Below are 16,877 nucleotides of genomic sequence, written 5' to 3' on the forward strand. Positions count from 1 at the left end.
ATTTGAATTGCAAAAGTAAGTATTATTCAAATTAAAACAAGCAGATTCACAAAAAATAACAAAATGTTTAATTTGTAACAAAATAGAAAAATCCCGCTTTTCAACGGGATTTAATCCTGAAATTAATTCAGGGTAAATTAGAATATATACTGTAGCGGAAATTATTTTTTCAACAAATCTCTAATCTGTGTAAGCAATTCTTCTTGCGATGGTCCAGCTGGAGCAGCTGCTTCAACAGGTTTTTTGGTCTTGTTATAAGCTTTTACCACCATAAACATTACAAATCCAACGATGACTAAATTGACAAGTGTGTTAATCCAAGCGCCATATCTTACAGCTACTTCTGCAGTTGCAGCTACTCCATCTGCAGCAACAACCTCAGGAGAAAGTACATACTTCATATCGGCAAAATCCATTCCGCCTGATAGTTGACCAACTAGTGGCATAACAATATCATTTACAAATCCGGTCACAACTGCACCAACAGCACCAGCCATAATTACCGCTACTGCAAACTCAACAACGTTTCCAGTCATAATGAAATTTTTAAATTCTTTTAACATAGTTTATTTATTTATTGGTTAATAGTATTACGAATATAGCAAAATAATAATACTATTGAATTTATTCTCTAAAAAAAACACGCTTTACTCTTTGTGAAATACTTGTTAGGATTTCGTAAGGAATCGTTTGTAATTTTTCGGCAATGAAATTTACCGTTGGGCTTTCGCCAAAAATAATTACGTGATCACCTTCTTTGCAATCAATATCGGTAACATCAACCATCAACATATCCATACAAATGCTCCCGAGAATGGCTGCTTTTTTATTTTTTATAGTTACAAAACCTACTTCGTTGCCCCAATGTCTCGAAATTCCATCGGCATAACCTATGGGAATTGTGGCAATTTTTGTGATTTTATGGGCTATAAATCGCCTTCCGTAACCCACACTTTCTCCCGATTGTATAGTTCTAATTTGTGAAATAATTGATTTTAGTGTACCCACATTTTCTAATTGTTTTTGCTCTTCACGATCATTCGAAATTCCATAAAGCCCAATTCCGAGTCGAACCATATCGAATTGCGCTTGAGGAAAATTGCTAATTCCAGACGTATTAAGTAGATGACAAATGGGTTTTATTTGTAATTCCGTTATTAATTTATCCGCTAGTTTCTTGAATAAATTAATTTGTGTAAGAGCAAATTCATGATGCAGTAAGTCATCGCTGGTTGCCATGTGAGACAAAATACTTTTTACCAGAACCGATTTATTTTCTTTTAAAATGGCGATTAATTCGTCAAGATTTTCTTTCTCGAAACCCAAACGGTGCATTCCGGTATCGAGTTTTATATGAATTGGATAGTGATTTAATTTTTTTTGTTCTGCGATTTTAAGAAAAGCATTTAGCCCTTTCAAGCTATAAATTTCGGGCTCTAAATGATGCTGAATTATTGCATGAAAACTAGTGTTTTCGGGGTTTAGAACCATAATTGGCAAATTGATTCCAGCGTTTTTCAAGGAAATTCCTTCATCGGCGAAAGCCACACCGAGATAATCTACTTTGTGATGTTCGAGTAATTTGGCAATCTCAAAACCACCATTTCCATAACCAAAAGCTTTGACCATAACCATCATTTTCGTGGTTAGTTTTAGTTTTGATTTATAAAAATTTAAGTTGTGACTAATCGCGTTGAGGTTTATTTCGAGTACCGTTTCGTGTGTTTTTTCTTCAAGTGCGGCAACAATTTTTTCGAATTGAAAATGCCGCGCTCCTTTTATCAAAATGGTTTCGTTTCCAATATTCAAATGGTCAAGATTTGAAATAAAATCATCGGTGTTTTTGAAATAAATGCAGTTGATGAACTTATTTTTGAATTCCGAAATGACTTCCCCAATGACAATAACTCGATTTATTTTATTTGAAATGATGAGTTGTGCCACTTTTGAATACAGTTCTTCATTACTCAACCCACTTTGAAAAATATCCGACAGAATTACGGTTTTTTTCTTGTATTGCTTTTGACTTTCTAGAAAATCCAATGCTATTTTTAAAGATTGAAAATCCGAACTGTAACTGTCGTCAATAAGTGTAGTGTTGTTAATTCCGTTTTTGACTTTCAGGCGCATTTCGACAGGAAAGAGCAATTCCATTCGGGTTTCGATGGTTTTATGATTGTAACCCAGATGCAGTAAAACCATCATGCACGAAACAGCATTTTCTAAAGAAGCGTCGTCCTGAAAGGGGATTTTAATTTCGAAATTTTCGTTTGCTTGGCGAATATTTAAAATTGTTTTGTCTAAAATTGATTTTTTAGTTATAAAGACATCGGCTTTTTCATCTTTGCAACTCCAAGTAAAGGTTTTGATTTTTGGATTTATAAAAGCATCAATGGTCTTGTTTTTATGATAAATCAAAAGTGTTGCATTTTGAAAAAGCTTTAGTTTTTCTTTGATTTTTTCACCAATATTTGCAAATCCTTCATCGTGAGCCGAACCTATATTTGTAAGAATTCCGATGGTTGGTTTAATAATAGTTTCCAGTTTTTCCATTTCGTTTCGGGTTGAAATTCCCGCTTCAAAAATCCCTAGATTGTGTTTCTCGTTAATAGAAATTACGGATAACGGAACGCCAACCTGTGAATTATAACTTTTGGGACTACGAATAATGGTGTAATCTGGGTTTAACAAAAAATTGAGCCACTCTTTTACAATTGTTTTACCATTGCTTCCGGTTAACCCAATTACTGGAAAATCAAAAAGACTGCGATGGTAACTGGCAAATTGTTGCAAAGCGTCTAAAGTATTTTTGACAACCAGAAAATTAGCTTTGCCTGCAACTTCATCAGGAATATGGGTAACTACAAAATTTTCAACCCCTTTTTGAATTAATTCCTCGATATAAATATGAGCATCATTATTGGGACCAACTAAAGTAAAAAAAAGCGTTCTCTCGTTATTTTGCAAGGAACGACTGTCTATAGAAATAGTATCGATTGTTGAAGTTGAAGCCGTTCCAATATATTTGGAGTTGAGAATTTGGGCTATATTTCTTAGTGATATATTCAAGGATCTAACTTTTTTGGAGTGAAACTAAGAATTCGGTTGGAGTCATTACTGGAATTTCGGAGTTTTTAAAGTCTTTTTTATTTCGGGTAATGAGAATATCACATTTATGGTGTAATGCACTATAATGTTGTACCGCATCCTCAAAATCGTTAAAATTTGAAATTAAACTTTTGTCAATAATAATTTCATCAATATTTGATACCTCACAGATTAGTCTGTACCTCATCAAAGAATTAATCACAAGTTTATTGTCAAGTTTTTTTGAGAGTACGTAAAAAGTATTTATAAAAGAGATTGAAGAAGCTGCTAATTTGATTTGCTTTTTCTCTGCCAAAGTTGAAATTACCGCAACATCGTTATAAAAAGGAATTCTTTTGTCAATTAAATCAATTAATACATTGGTGTCTATAAATAATTTTTTCATTATTTATATTTTTCAATTAAATAATCTTGTCGGTCTTTTTTATAATCAAAATCGGCAGGGATTTCTCCTTTTCCTATCGAGATACTTTTAACAAATGGCGTGATTTCAATTTCTTCAAAGTCTTTGTTTTTTTTACCTGAAGTAATCACTTGAAGATACGATTCTATGATTTTAGACAAACTGCGTTCTTGTTCAGCAGCATAAATCTTAGCTTTTTCAATTACGTTTTTATCTAACTTTAATGTGAGTTTAGTGTCCATAATAATTACATTTCGATTGTTATACGTACAAATATATTAAAAAAAGCCGTATACAATAAAAATTAAATTTATTTTTCCTTTTGTACAGATTCTTTTTCGGTATTTTCTCGCATCGCATAATAATAAGCGGCGCGACTCAAAGGTTCGTATTCTTCGGTTTCACCCAGCATGACGAGTTTGTCATTATCGGTTTTTCTAAAACTGTAATTGGCCAAATTTCCGGTGCGAGTACAAACGGCGTGCACTTTAGTAACATATTCGGCAGTGGCCATGAGTGCTGGCATTGGTCCAAAGGGATTGCCTTTGAAATCCATATCTAATCCTGCCACAATAACTCGAATACCTTGATTAGCCAAGTCGTTGCAGATTTTCACGATTTCATCATCAAAAAACTGTGCTTCGTCAATACCAACCACATCGCAACCTTGCGCCAAAATCGCAATATTTGCTGATGCGGGAACTGGAGTAGACCTAATTTCGTTGGCATCATGCGACACCACCATCTCGTCATGATAACGAGTATCAATTGCGGGCTTGAAGATTTCGACTTTTTGCTTGGCAAATTGCGCTCTTTTTAGTCTTCGAATAAGTTCTTCGGTTTTACCCGAGAACATCGAACCGCAAATAACCTCAATCCAACCAAATTGTTCTTTGTGATTTACTGTATTTTCGAGAAACATTTTGTATTTTTCAACCTTTAAAAAGGATTAGTTTTTATTACTTTGTAACGAAAACAAAAATATTAAAAAAAGAAGCGATATTTACTTTAATTTCAAAAGTTATGAAGAAAAAATTAGAAGCGGACTTAATAAGCATTGCACACAGAATTTTACAACTAAAAAATAAATCCGATGTCAATCAACTATATATTGAAACTCAGAAATTAGCCGAAAAACTGTCTGTTTTACGATTTGTTGAAGAACATTTTGCCGATGCAAAACCCACAATTGGTCGCGCAGAAGTTGAAAATAAAATTGAAGCTATTTTTGAAAATAAAGAAGTACTATTTTCAGAAGCAATTCTAGAAGTAAGTGAAGAAATAGTTCCGATAGTAAAAGAAGAAGTTACGGTTCTAGAAAAAGTTGTTGCATTTGAAATAGAAGAGGAACCAGTCGCAAATCAAGAATCAATTTCGGATGGTTTGAATTTTACTCCCGCTTTTGAATTAGAAGAAGAAGTCGAAACTCCAATAAAAACAGAGGCAGTTCAAATTTCTTTCGAAGATTTATTGGGCGGAAACTACAACGAAACCCTTTTTGTAAAAGTGCAACAAGTAGAAAATATTCCTACCGCAATTGCAATTGAAATTCCAACTGTTGATTTGTCAGAAACCATATCACAAACTACCGTTGCAGTTGACACTATTGATCCGATAATGGTTTCACTAGACGAAAAATTATCAAACGGATTAAGCATAGGATTAAACGACAGAATAGGTTTTGTTAAACATCTGTTTGCAAATAGTGATGAAGATTTTAACCGAGTTTTGAATCAATTAATCACTTATGATAGTTTTGAAGAAGCCAACGATTTTATCGAAGATATGGTAAAACCAGATTACAATAACTGGGAAGAGAAAGAAGATTACGCCAAACGTTTCATGGAAATCGTTGAAAAGAAATTTGAATAAATGTCCAAACTTTATATTGTTCCCACACCAATTGGCAATCTCGAAGACATGACTCTCAGAGCAATTCGAATCTTGAAAGAAGTTGATTTGATTCTTGCCGAAGACACGCGAACCAGTGGGAAATTATTAAAACATTTCGAGATTGGCACGCACATGCACAGTCACCATATGCACAATGAGCACAAAACTATCGAAAATTTAATTTCGAGGTTAAAAGCAGGAGAAACCATTGCATTAATTTCGGATGCGGGAACGCCAGCGATTTCTGATCCTGGATTTTTGCTCACACGAGCTTGTGTCGAAAACGGAATTACAGTAGAGTGTTTACCTGGCGCAACGGCTTTTGTGCCTGCATTGGTTAACAGTGGTTTGCCTAATGATAAATTTATTTTCGAGGGATTTTTGCCTGACAAAAAAGGAAAACAAACCCGATATTTGGCTCTCGCCGAAGAAACTAGAACCATGATTTTGTATGTTTCACCCCATAAATTAGTCAAAACTTTGGCAGAATTTATCACTTATTTTGGGGAAAATCGCCCAATTTGTGTTTCCAGAGAATTATCAAAATTGCATGAAGAAAATGTTCGTGGAACCGTTCGTGAAGTTTTGACCCATTTTGAAAACAAACCACCAAAAGGAGAAATTGTGGTTGTTGTTGGCGGGAAAATAGTAACGAAAGAAAATAAAAAACAATCAGAATAATAAATTGTAAATGAAAAAGGATCATTATGAAAATTAGAATAATATTTCTTCTGTTTTTATTTGTGAGTTGTCATCCTTTATTTTGCAATTGGGATTCTGATTATAATCAATTGACAATAGAGCCTTCAAAAAGTGAAATAGTTGGAATTTATGAACTTAGTAAAGATTCTCAAGATTACTTAGGAGAAAACTACAATCTTTGGCCACTTAAATTACAATTATTAAAAAATGGTAAATTTATATTTCTAAGTAATGAGAATCCAATTAGTATGTCAGATAAAATTTTTGCTTCCAAAAGTGAATTAAATAGATTAGTGGAAAATAAAGTTGGGAAATGGATGGTTTCTTTTAGTAAGTCTAATGATTGCTTAATTGAATTAGAAGGGTTATTTGTTACACCATTCTCAGAGAAAAATGGTCAATTTGCAATTCCAATAACAATTGGAGATGGCGATGAGTGTAATGGAATTGTATACGAGAAACTAGAAGAATGAACAAAACAATGGGCTAGATTATGGGTGTCTTTTTCACTAAAAAATTAATAGCATAACAAAAACAGTAAAAATGAATCTAGAATCTTTTTTACAAAAATTAAAACAAACCCCGCAAACTGTTTCATTTTCCGACACCATTGCTGTTGTTGAAGAAAATTACAGCTTTACCCCAACCGTTTTTGATAATGGAACCCAACATAATGCGGCTGGTGAAAGCTCGGGTTCTTGCAAAGTATTTGCTTTTGCTCAATTACAAAATTTGTCTCAAGGAGAAACATTAGCGTGTTTTGGAGCGTTTTATTTTGAAGAAGTTTTAGAAAACCCAGAAGGAACAAACCATCAAAACATTCGGAATTTTATAAAAACAGGATGGGACGGAATTCAATTTGAAGGAGAAGCGTTGCAGTTAAATAAATAATAATTTGTAACTTATTGTATTCAAAATAATTATAAATTGTATATTTTGAAATAATAAAGTTACAATTAATAAATTATAAGTTCTTTTTTTATTTGATTTATTTGCGTTTTGTCAATCCCGGCTTTGGTTGCATAGGTTTCCCATTCAAGAAGGATTTTGTTGCACGATTCAATAATAAGCATTGGTTTTTTGATGTTTACATTTTTGGCAACAGCCAATAAATCCTCTAGTAAAATGTTTTCTCTTTTGCCATTGACACTCATTTGATGTGCTTTTAGCCAGAAGTTATCAGGATTGTAAGCGTAAGTAATATCGTAAGCAGGGGAAAGTTGCCATTCGCCATTTGGAAACATCAAAAAAGAAATATTTTTGGTATGATCATCTTGGTTTCTGGACATCACATTAAAAACCATTCTACGATACAATTCCTCGCTGTCAGCATAAGACAATTTCATTTCTCGCATCACTTGAAAAGCCTGTTCATAGGAATACGCTCGAGGTTGATTGTAATCAAAATGGGCAATTCCGCACAAAGTTTGCATGTGAATTTTTTGATTATTTTGTCTATCGAACCGTTTGGTCATAAAGTGAGAACGACCATTTTCGGTCATCAGTTTGCTTTCAGACATGGTAATTCCGCAGTCTTTAGCCATCAAATAATAGCTGTATTCAATATTTCCATACCCTTTTGGGTCGCCCAATTGATGGTTCGTAACACCGTCAAATTTTATCAACCAATAATCAAAACCTTCCAAACCATCAACCTGACCAGAACGCACTTCGCCAGTGGTTTCGTTGTAAGCAATTACTGCTTTTGCACGAGCACCACCAGCAGAACTTCCTACTTGTAAAATATCTGAATATCCTTTTTCGGCAGCCAAATTAGCATGAAAATCACTACGATTGTCCAGTACTTCTTTGGCAAATTTGACCAATTCTTGAATTTGAATTGGGTTTGATTTCTCGGCAGGAATAGTGTTAGCGGGTTCAAACTCTAAAGCACCCATGCCGCGTTTTCCAATATAGCAAAGACGATCAACGGGATTAAAATCACTGCTGATTTTCCCTTGTTGAACAAGCCAGGCATCGATAATTTGATTGCCAAATTTATCCGGCAAACTGTCTGCCAGCAAACCCGGAAGTCCTTTGAAAGTTTCTGGATTTAATGCAGGAAAAGAAAAAACGGCATTTGTTTTTTGAGCTTCGGCAATGGGCATTAAATAGGGTGAAATATCCAATCCTAATTTGAAGAAATTTTTATCAAATTCAAAAACACCAAGATTTCTTTGTTCGTCCCAAAGGACAACACCTACTTTATTGTTCCAAATTTTGACATTGGCAATGGCAATCATGTTATGATTTTTTTGTTCTTGGAGAAGAAGCTTTTTTACGCAATTTTTGTTGCTGTTCCATGAGAAGCATTGGACTAATTTCGGGTTGAATATTCAAATATCCTAGTAAATCTAACTGTTGCAAAGCACGAAGTAATTGTACCAAAGTCAATAGATTGATGGCTTTCCCAGTTTCCATACGGCTGATTGTCACCCGATTTACACCCGATTTTTCGGAAAGCTCTTCTTGAGAGATGTTTTTGTTCAAACGCATTTGTTTCAGGCTTTTGCAAAGCACTTCGATAATGGCGTTATCAGTCAATCCATACCAATTTTTATTGTAACTAAATTGCATCATTATAACTATTAATTAGCTTTATTGATTAAAATATGTTACAAATATACAAAATTTATTTTATTTCCAAATCAACAAACGAAAAACTATTCCCACTAAACAAACCTTTGTCGGATAGTTTTAAATCTGGAATAACGAGTAATGCCATAAAGGAGAGCGTCATAAAAGGCGCTTTCAAATTGCTGCCCAATTCTTTTGTAATTGTATCGATTTCTTGGTATAATTTTCCCGTTTGCCAGCCGTCTTTATCGCTCATAATTCCAGCAACAGGCAACGCCAAAGATTTTTTATCAATTCCATTCACTGCGCAAATGCCACCCTTATTTCCTATAATGAGATTGACAGCATTCAAAATTTCCTCGTCAGTTGTGCCAACAACAACAATATTATGACAATCGTGTGCCACAGAACTGGCGATTGCTCCTTTTTTCAATCCAAAATTCTTGATGAAAGCAATTGCGGGTTTGGTATTTTGATACCGATTAACAACAGCCATTTTCAAGATGTCATTTTCTGTATCCGAGACTAATTTTCCATCGACAATTAGTGATTGATGATGAATTTCATTAGTAATTAATTGCCCTTCTAAAGCTTCAATCACTCTAATTTTTGATGCTGAACTTGTTAATTCAAAATCTGCCAATTCTTTTGCCGTTATTTTGAAATTGTTGGGTGTTTCAAACGGAATGTGTTTCACAAAAGACATCCCATTTTCAGCAACCAATTCGCCATTGATATACGTTTGTTTTACTTTAAAATGAACCAAATCTTCGACTACAATAAAATCGGCAGCGTCGTTTTCTTGCAATAAACCCACGTTCATTTTATAATGATGGACAGGATTAACACACGCTACTTGCAGGATTTTGAAAACGTCAAACCCTTTGGCAACAGCTCTAGCACAAAGCAAATTGATGTGTCCCAGAATCAAATCATCAGGATGTTTATCATCGGAACAAAACATCATATTTTCATAATTTCTGGGAAGTAAATCGATCAAAGCTTCAAAGTTTTTTGCCGCACTTCCTTCCCGAACTAGGACTTTCATGCCTAGCGATAATTTCTCCTCGGCTTCGTCGAATGTAAAACATTCATGATCAGTTGTAATTCCTGCTGCAATGTATTTTTTTATTGGTTCACCACGCAACGCTGGCGCATGACCATCAACAGGTTTTCTGTACTGTTTTGCCCATTCTATTTTCTTTAAAACTTCTTTATCATCAAACAAAACACCGGGATAATTCATCATTTCAGACAAATAATAAATATCTGGATTGGCCATTAATTCCTTTATTTCATCTGAATCTATAATCGCTCCAGCTGTTTCAAAAGAAGTTGCAGGAACACACGATGGCGCACCAAAATGAAATTTAAAAGGCGTTTTCTTCCCGTTTTCTATCATATAATAAACACCTTCTTTCCCGAGAACATTTGCGATTTCGTGAGGATCAGAAATCGTTGCAACCGTTCCGTGAAGAACAGCAATTTTCGCAAATTCCGAAGGCACAAGCATCGAACTTTCGATATGAATGTGTGCATCAATAAATCCGGGAAGAATGTAGTTTTGAACATCATGAGTTGCCTCAACTATAGAAACGATTTTGCCATTAGAAACTGTAATTTCTCCAGCATAAATCCGTTTGTTTTGGATGTCTACAATTTGACCTTGAATTTGCATTTTATAAATTTTTATAAATCAAAAGTACAACCATTTTATCTTTATTTTAAAATTTATGAAGTTGTTTCTCATTGGGTAATTGTTTTTGAACATATATTAAATGATTTAAACTAAATTTGTTCAAACACACAAAATCGTAAATTGTAATTCAAAATGCGTTGGACACTCAAACCAAAACCTTCCGAAGAAAAAATAGAACAATTAGCTACACAACTCAACGTTGATAAACTGATAGCGCAGCTTTTAATTCAGCGTGGGATTGAAACTTACGAGCAAGCCAAACATTTTTTTCGTCCTAGTTTAGACAATTTGCACAATCCATTTCTAATGAAAGATATGGATAGAGCGGTCGAAAGAATTGAAAAAGCGATAGAAAACAATGAAAATATTCTCGTTTTTGGCGATTATGATGTTGATGGAACAACAGCCGTTTCTCTAGTTTCGAGTTATCTGAAAAGCTATTACCCGAATGTTGCCACTTATATTCCAGATCGTTATGACGAAGGTTATGGCATTTCGTTTAAAGGCATTGACTTTGCAGACGATAATGAATTTTCATTAATTATTGCTTTAGATTGTGGCATAAAATCAATAGATCATGTGGGGTATGCCAAAGATCGAAATATAGATTTTATTATATGTGATCACCACCGACCAGGCGATTTTTTGCCTGAAGCGATTGCAGTTTTAGATCCAAAACGCGATGATTGTTCTTATCCTTATGACGAACTCTGCGGTTGTGGCGTCGGGTTCAAACTCATTCAAGCATTGGGAGAAAACCGAAATCAAACTATTGAAGACTTCATCCCATATTTGGATTTAGTTGCCACTGCAATTGCGGCGGATATCGTTCCAATAACAGGAGAAAATAGGATTTTGGCTTATTTTGGCTTACAAGTTATTAATTCTGAGCCAAGACCAGGAATCAAAGCATTGGTTCATCAAATAAAAAAACAAACACTGGATATTACCGATGTTGTCTTTATTATCGCACCAAGAATAAATGCTGCAGGACGAATCAAACACGGCAATCATGCGGTGGAATTATTAACCGAATTTAATTTTGAGCAAGCCCAACAATTTGCTTCAGAAATTGAAACTTACAACACCGAACGAAAAGAATTGGACAAACAAATAACCTATGAAGCACTTAACCAAATTAAAGATAATAGCGAACAAGAAAAATTTAGCACTGTTGTTTATAGCGAAAATTGGCATAAAGGCGTTATTGGTATTGTGGCTTCTCGATTGATAGAAACTCATTATCGACCAACGATAGTTTTTACAAAAAGTGGCGATAAATATGCCGCTTCTGCACGATCTGTAAAAGGATTTGATGTTTATAATGCGCTCGAATCTTGCTCGGAATATTTGGAACAATTTGGCGGACACATGTATGCAGCAGGCATGACTTTATTAGAAGAAAATTATCAAAATTTTAAAGAGGCTTTCGAAAAAGTAGTTCAAGAAACGATTCATCCCGATATGCTAATTCCAGAAATTGCAATTGATGCCGAGATAAATTTATTGGATATTACGCCAAAATTTATGCGGATTTTAAAACAGTTTGAACCTTTTGGTCCACAAAACATGACCCCTATTTTCTTGACAAAAAACCTTAAAGATTCAGGTTACGCTAAAAAAATTGGCGCTGAAGAAACTCATTTAAAACTTTTTGTTAAGCAATCCCGAAGTCTCGGGACCGAAGGAATTGCAGCAATTGGGTTTGGTATTGGAAATAAATTAGAAATTGTGTCTAATAAAAAATCGTTTCAAGCAGCGTATTGCATTGATGAGAACGAATGGAATGGAAAAGTAAGTTTGCAATTAAGATTAAAAGATATTGAGTGATTTGATTTTAAATATAATAAACAGTACACTTGCAATAATGAAAATAAAAATAAAATCTTTTTTTGTTATTTTAATGTCTATCCTATTCTTAAGCTGTGGAAACAAGGACAATGACTATATTGACCCAAGAGGTAATACTTATGCCGGTTCAGCTAGCTGTATACAATGTCATCAGAAAATTTATAATGATGCTTTAAATAGTTCCCATAATAAAGCGTCTGCTCCAGCCTCCATAAAAAATGTTTTAGGGAACTTTAAAGCGGGTCATACTATTTATTCTTATGACAAAGACACCAAAATTATAATAGAAAATAGAAATAACGAATTATTTCAGGTTTATTACAAAAACGGAAAAGAAATTAAAGCATATCGTTTAGATATTGTAATGGGAAAAAAAAATGCTCAAACTTCATTGTTTTGGAACGAAGATAGTGTATATGAATTACCCTTATCCTATTACACTTCTGTACAAAATTGGGGAACTAGTCCTGGTTATCCTGCCAATCAACCTCACTTCGACAGAATGATTTCTCAAGATTGTTTTGAATGCCATAGTTCACACATCGAGCTAAAGAAGAAAAATACAGATTCAGAAAATTATTTTGGCACTCAAATAACTCCAGAAACGATGAAAAAAGAATCATTAATTTATGGTATTGATTGTGAAAGATGTCACGGACCAGGAATGGATCATGTAGATTATCACAAGAGAAATCCGGAATTAAAGTTGGCTAAATATATGGTATCTAACAAATCCCTCAATAGCAAACAAAAACTAGATAGATGTGTGATTTGCCATTTTGCAGGTGATAACTTACAGTCTCGTTTTAAATTTGTAGTAGGAAATTCAATTTCAGATTTTTATAATGAATCCGCTTCAAATCCAGATACAAATCCAGACGTACATGGAAACCAATATGGCTTGCTATCTCAAAGTAAATGTTTTTTGGAAAGTAAAACCATGGATTGCATAACTTGCCATAATCCACATAATGATGAAACAGAAAGCTTTTCAAAACAATCGAAAAAATGCATGAGCTGTCATAGTGAGGTTAAAAATAATTTTTGCACCACCAGAATGCCTTCTGGGTTTTCACTCAAAGACAATTGTATTGATTGTCATATGCCCAAAAAGTCATCTGGCGTGATTGGTTTTTACCTTTCAGGGAAAACGGAAATGTCTCCTTACCTATTGAGAACCCACAAGATTGGAATATATCCTACCGAAATGCCTAAAAAAATACCTAAAAAGTAAGAGTAACTCCTTTTCGTTAATCATGAAAAAAAATGATCCCTACGCAGCCTTGCGTTATAAAGAATTTAATACGTTTTTAGTATTGCGTTTTGCCATGGTTTTCGCTTGGGCAATGCAATTTATTATAACAGAATGGCAAGTATATAGCTTGACAAAAGATCCACTTTCGTTAGGAATCATAGGACTTATGGAAATAATTCCAGCCATATCGATGGCACTATTTGCAGGACACATTGTGGACCAAAACGAAAAAAAAGGACTGCTATTGAAATGCATTTTAGGCTTCTCAATTATTAGTCTTGGCCTATTTTTACTTACATGGCCACCATTTATCAGCGGTTATTCTACAAAAATAGTTTTGTATGCTATTTATTTTATGGTTTTTCTAGGCGGATTAGTGAGAGCATTTCTTGGGCCAACAATTTTTTCGCTTTTGGCTTTAATTGTTCCGAAAAAAGTATATCCAAACGCTGCAACTTGGAGCAGTTCTGTGTGGCAAATAAGTTCAGTTTTAGGGCCAGCAGTGGCAGGTTTTTCTATAAACTGGATTGGAGTTCACGGGTCGATGTGTATTGTTTTGGGATTTTCTGTTTTTGCATTAGCACTTTTAACTCAAATTGAAACTAAGCCTATTTTGAATCCAAAAATTGGTGAACCCATGATGCAAAGTCTAAAAGAAGGAGTCAAATTTGTGTATACTAATAAAATGATTTTGGGCTCTTTATCGTTGGATATGGTAGCCGTTCTTTTTGGTGGAGCAGTAGCGCTTTTACCCATTTTTGCTCAAGACATTCTTAAAGTTGGTCCTGAAGGATTTGGAGTTTTACGAGCTGCACCAGCAGTTGGGGCTTTTATGATGATGTTTATTTCTGCTTATGTTCCGTTGAATAAAAACGCTGGAATGAAGCTTTTGGTTTCTATTTTCTTATTTGGAATTTGTATGATTGTTTTTGGACTTTCCACTATTTTCTGGCTGTCGGTATTTGCCTTATTTTTGAGTGGTGTTGTCGATGGCGTTTCTATGGTGATTCGTCAGACGATTTTGCAACTCAAAACTCCAGACCACATGCGAGGTCGCGTTGCAGCGGTAAATTCTATTTTTGTAGGTTCTTCAAATGAGTTGGGTGCTTTTGAAAGTGGGTTGACAGCAAAATTATTTGGAACGGTAAGAGCAGTTGTTTTTGGAGGGAGCATGACTTTGATAATTGTGCTTGCAACAGGAATTTTTGCGCCAAAATTCAGAAAACTTGACTTGCAAAAAGATATTGAAGAACACGAAAACCAGTAATAATATTAATCCACATTTTTGATTATATTCCAAACACTAATTTTTTTTCTAGTCTGAAAACCTAATTTTTCATATAATTTTATTGCGCCGATATTGGATTCGGAAACATGTAAAAAAGGAGTTTTTCCTTGGTTTAAAATGGCATTTACAGTATGTGATACTAATTGTTTTGCATAGCCTTTTCCGGTATGATTGGGATGTGTAATTACAGCGCTAACTTCGGTAAAATCGTTCATTTGCATTCTTTCGCCTGTTACCGCAACGAGTTGATTGTCTTTGTAAATGCCATAATAATTCCCTAAAGTATAGGTTTTCTTTTTGAAATATTCTGGATACACTATTTTTACTAAAGCTAGTAAATCATCCAAATGTTTTTCGTCGAGTTTTACAATTTCATCGTTGATAACAGTGACTATTTTTTCGTAAATAATCATTTGATGACAGATTAATTCATCATTCAGTTTTAAATGGTTTGGGAGAATTAGTTTTTGTCCTATGATATAAAAACTTTCGGTTTCTCTGGCATATTCCGAAATAGGATTTGCAGTGTTTTCAGAGTTTACAAAACCTCCAAAAGGACAATAATCTGGATGATAAAATTTTATAGTCTCACTATCAATGGCAAAATTTTTATGGGTTTCAGATAAGGAAAACCAAACTGGGTTGTCTAATTTTTTTTCGTTTGGTAACATTTTTCAATTATTTTTAGATAAATTATCCGTTATTTCATCGGGAGTTTTTATGTAACTTTTTGATTTTCTATTTTCCATTTTGTTAAGTTGTGAATTTCCAAATTTAGTTCGATCGCCTTTGAATAGAATTCGCCATATTTTACCTTTTTTAGACTCAGAAATGTATAATGAGCCATCTGGACCTTCTGCTAAACCCATTGGTCTATATTTTGCATCTGCCATTTTGGTAATTGTTTCAACGCCTGCAAAACCATCAGCAAACACTTCCCACTTATGAGTAGGTTTTCCATTTTTAAAAGGAATGAATGCCACAATATACCCAGCTTGTGGATAAGGTGTGCGATTTGTTGACCCATGAAATGCAATAAATGCACCGTCTTTATATCGTGCAGGAAATTGTTTGCCTGTGTAAAACAACAAATCATTTGGTGCCCAATGCGCGGGTAATCCCATAATTGGATTTGCAAAATCCATTGTTACTTTTTCACCATCACCACCATATTCTGGTGCGACCATTTTTTTATTTTTGAATGGATCATAATAGCTATATGGCCATCCATAGTTCTCACCTTCTTGGATTTTCATAAATTCTTCAGCTGGTAAAATGGCATTTTGCCATTTACTAAAATGTTGTGGTGCATGTTCGTGTAAATAATCTCTGCCGTGTTGAACCGCATACAAGTTATGGTCTAAAGTGTTCCATGACATGGCTACAATACTCCTTAATCCTGTTGCAAATCTTTTACCGTCAGATTGAGATTGATTTAATTTGTTCTCATCAAATTTCCATATTCCTGCTAAAATGTCAAGTTGCTGACAAGGAAATTCTCCTTTGACATTTGCAACTTCATAACCATAGCTTTTATCCCAATCTTCACATGCATTTGTTGGCGCGCTAAAGGTTACATACATTCCGCCTTGATTATCAAAGGCCAATGATTTTGTATTATGCCATCTAATGGGGTAATGATCGGTTAATATCGTTTCGGGATTGCCTTCTGGAACTAATTTGTTTGGAGTTAATTTTTGTCTGTAAACTACTAGTTCAGAACTAAAATACAAATAACCATTGTGTATGCGCATTTCGGTGGCAAAAATTCCGTCATTTGGATAATTCCCAAAACGCTGTATACTATCAGCTTTGCCATCGTTGTCGATATCCCTTAAGGCAATATTACCCATGGTTCCTGTGTCTACTCGTAATTTTACATAAATATCTCCATTGTCATTGATAGCTAAATGTCTTGATGGTCCAATGCTATCAACTACAACTAGAGCGCCAAAACCATCTGGCAAAATCAATCCGCCATTGTCTATATCTGGTTTAAGAATGCCAACTTTTTTTTTATCTTGACAGTTTATGAATAAAATAAAGAATATAAAAAGGAAAATATTTTGAGTTCGCATAAATTTTATTTGAAATTTAATTC

The 16,877-nt window shown here is 34.2% G+C and carries 17 protein-coding genes; 7 read left to right on the plus strand and 10 right to left on the minus strand.

The annotated features are described in order from the left end of the window. Positions 1-161 precede the first annotated feature (161 nt). From mscL to RMO53_RS08060, 5 genes are all read right to left on the minus strand, one after another. Entirely contained in the window at positions 162-563 is a 402-nt protein-coding gene (gene mscL / locus RMO53_RS08040; RefSeq protein WP_310379497.1) for a large conductance mechanosensitive channel protein MscL, read from the minus strand. A 61-nt stretch (positions 564-624) separates the two neighbouring features. Continuing rightward, positions 625-3,069 (minus strand): bifunctional UDP-N-acetylmuramoyl-tripeptide:D-alanyl-D-alanine ligase/alanine racemase, encoded by a 2,445-nt coding sequence (locus RMO53_RS08045; RefSeq protein ID WP_310379498.1) that lies wholly within the window; start codon positions 3,067-3,069, stop codon positions 625-627. A gap of 4 nt (positions 3,070-3,073) precedes the next feature. Beyond that, complete coding sequence (locus tag RMO53_RS08050; RefSeq protein WP_310379500.1) at positions 3,074-3,493, minus strand: PIN domain-containing protein; 420 nt, start codon at positions 3,491-3,493, stop codon at positions 3,074-3,076. Continuing rightward, the gene (locus RMO53_RS08055; protein ID WP_310379503.1) at positions 3,493-3,753 is read right to left on the minus strand and encodes a DUF6364 family protein; all 261 of its coding nucleotides are present in this window, start codon (positions 3,751-3,753) and stop codon (positions 3,493-3,495) included. The genes RMO53_RS08050 and RMO53_RS08055 overlap by 1 nt, the downstream gene beginning before the upstream one ends. Positions 3,754-3,821: 68 nt before the next feature. After that, on the minus strand, positions 3,822-4,433 hold the full coding sequence (locus tag RMO53_RS08060) for a thymidine kinase (RefSeq protein ID WP_310379505.1): 612 nt from the start codon (positions 4,431-4,433) through the stop codon (positions 3,822-3,824). Between the two features lie 101 nt (positions 4,434-4,534). Here RMO53_RS08060 and RMO53_RS08065 point away from each other — a divergent pair, with 101 nt between their 5' ends. The 4 genes from RMO53_RS08065 to RMO53_RS08080 all read left to right on the plus strand — a co-directional run bounded on the left by RMO53_RS08065 (position 4,535) and on the right by RMO53_RS08080 (position 6,997). After that, the gene (locus tag RMO53_RS08065) at positions 4,535-5,383 is read left to right on the plus strand and encodes a hypothetical protein (protein ID WP_310379507.1); all 849 of its coding nucleotides are present in this window, start codon (positions 4,535-4,537) and stop codon (positions 5,381-5,383) included. Then, positions 5,384-6,085, plus strand: a complete 702-nt coding sequence (rsmI, locus tag RMO53_RS08070; protein WP_310379509.1) for a 16S rRNA (cytidine(1402)-2'-O)-methyltransferase — start codon at positions 5,384-5,386, stop codon at positions 6,083-6,085. Positions 6,086-6,111: 26 nt separating this feature from the next. Continuing rightward, positions 6,112-6,579: a hypothetical protein gene (locus RMO53_RS08075; RefSeq protein ID WP_310379510.1), complete on the plus strand. Its 468-nt coding sequence runs from the start codon at positions 6,112-6,114 to the stop codon at positions 6,577-6,579. Between the two features lie 70 nt (positions 6,580-6,649). Further along, positions 6,650-6,997 (plus strand): HopJ type III effector protein, encoded by a 348-nt coding sequence (locus RMO53_RS08080; RefSeq protein ID WP_310379511.1) that lies wholly within the window; start codon positions 6,650-6,652, stop codon positions 6,995-6,997. Between the two features lie 65 nt (positions 6,998-7,062). Here the strand turns inward: RMO53_RS08080 and RMO53_RS08085 are convergent, their stop codons facing one another. Genes RMO53_RS08085 through ade form a run of 3 tightly spaced genes read right to left on the minus strand, consistent with a single transcriptional unit; the run spans position 7,063 to position 10,361 of the window. Beyond that, a complete protein-coding gene (locus RMO53_RS08085; RefSeq protein WP_310379513.1) occupies positions 7,063-8,349 on the minus strand; it encodes a type II toxin-antitoxin system HipA family toxin in 1,287 nt (428 codons plus the stop codon). Position 8,350: 1 nt separating this feature from the next. Continuing rightward, positions 8,351-8,686 carry a helix-turn-helix transcriptional regulator gene (locus RMO53_RS08090; RefSeq protein ID WP_310379515.1) on the minus strand — a complete coding sequence of 112 codons (336 nt, stop codon included), beginning with the start codon at positions 8,684-8,686 and terminating at the stop codon, positions 8,351-8,353. A 52-nt stretch (positions 8,687-8,738) separates the two neighbouring features. Continuing rightward, positions 8,739-10,361 (minus strand): adenine deaminase, encoded by a 1,623-nt coding sequence (gene ade, locus RMO53_RS08095; RefSeq protein WP_310379517.1) that lies wholly within the window; start codon positions 10,359-10,361, stop codon positions 8,739-8,741. Positions 10,362-10,514: 153 nt separating this feature from the next. Between ade and recJ the strand changes: the two genes are divergently transcribed. From recJ to RMO53_RS08110, 3 genes are read left to right on the plus strand one after another with little or no spacing between them, the layout of a single operon-like run. After that, positions 10,515-12,212, plus strand: a complete 1,698-nt coding sequence (gene recJ, locus RMO53_RS08100; RefSeq protein ID WP_310379519.1) for a single-stranded-DNA-specific exonuclease RecJ — start codon at positions 10,515-10,517, stop codon at positions 12,210-12,212. Between the two features lie 37 nt (positions 12,213-12,249). Next, positions 12,250-13,467: a cytochrome c3 family protein gene (locus RMO53_RS08105; protein ID WP_310379521.1), complete on the plus strand. Its 1,218-nt coding sequence runs from the start codon at positions 12,250-12,252 to the stop codon at positions 13,465-13,467. 22 nt (positions 13,468-13,489) lie between these two features. After that, positions 13,490-14,755, plus strand: coding sequence for an MFS transporter (locus tag RMO53_RS08110; RefSeq protein WP_310379522.1), 1,266 nt, complete (start codon positions 13,490-13,492; stop codon positions 14,753-14,755). Between the two features lie 5 nt (positions 14,756-14,760). Here the strand turns inward: RMO53_RS08110 and RMO53_RS08115 are convergent, their stop codons facing one another. Then, positions 14,761-15,447 carry a GNAT family N-acetyltransferase gene (locus tag RMO53_RS08115; RefSeq protein ID WP_310379524.1) on the minus strand — a complete coding sequence of 229 codons (687 nt, stop codon included), beginning with the start codon at positions 15,445-15,447 and terminating at the stop codon, positions 14,761-14,763. Between the two features lie 3 nt (positions 15,448-15,450). After that, entirely contained in the window at positions 15,451-16,854 is a 1,404-nt protein-coding gene (locus tag RMO53_RS08120) for a PQQ-dependent sugar dehydrogenase (protein WP_310379526.1), read from the minus strand. Positions 16,855-16,877: the final 23 nt, after the last annotated feature.

This window comes from Flavobacterium sp. (assembly GCF_031409475.1).
Classification (GTDB): Bacteria; Bacteroidota; Bacteroidia; order Flavobacteriales; family Flavobacteriaceae; genus Flavobacterium.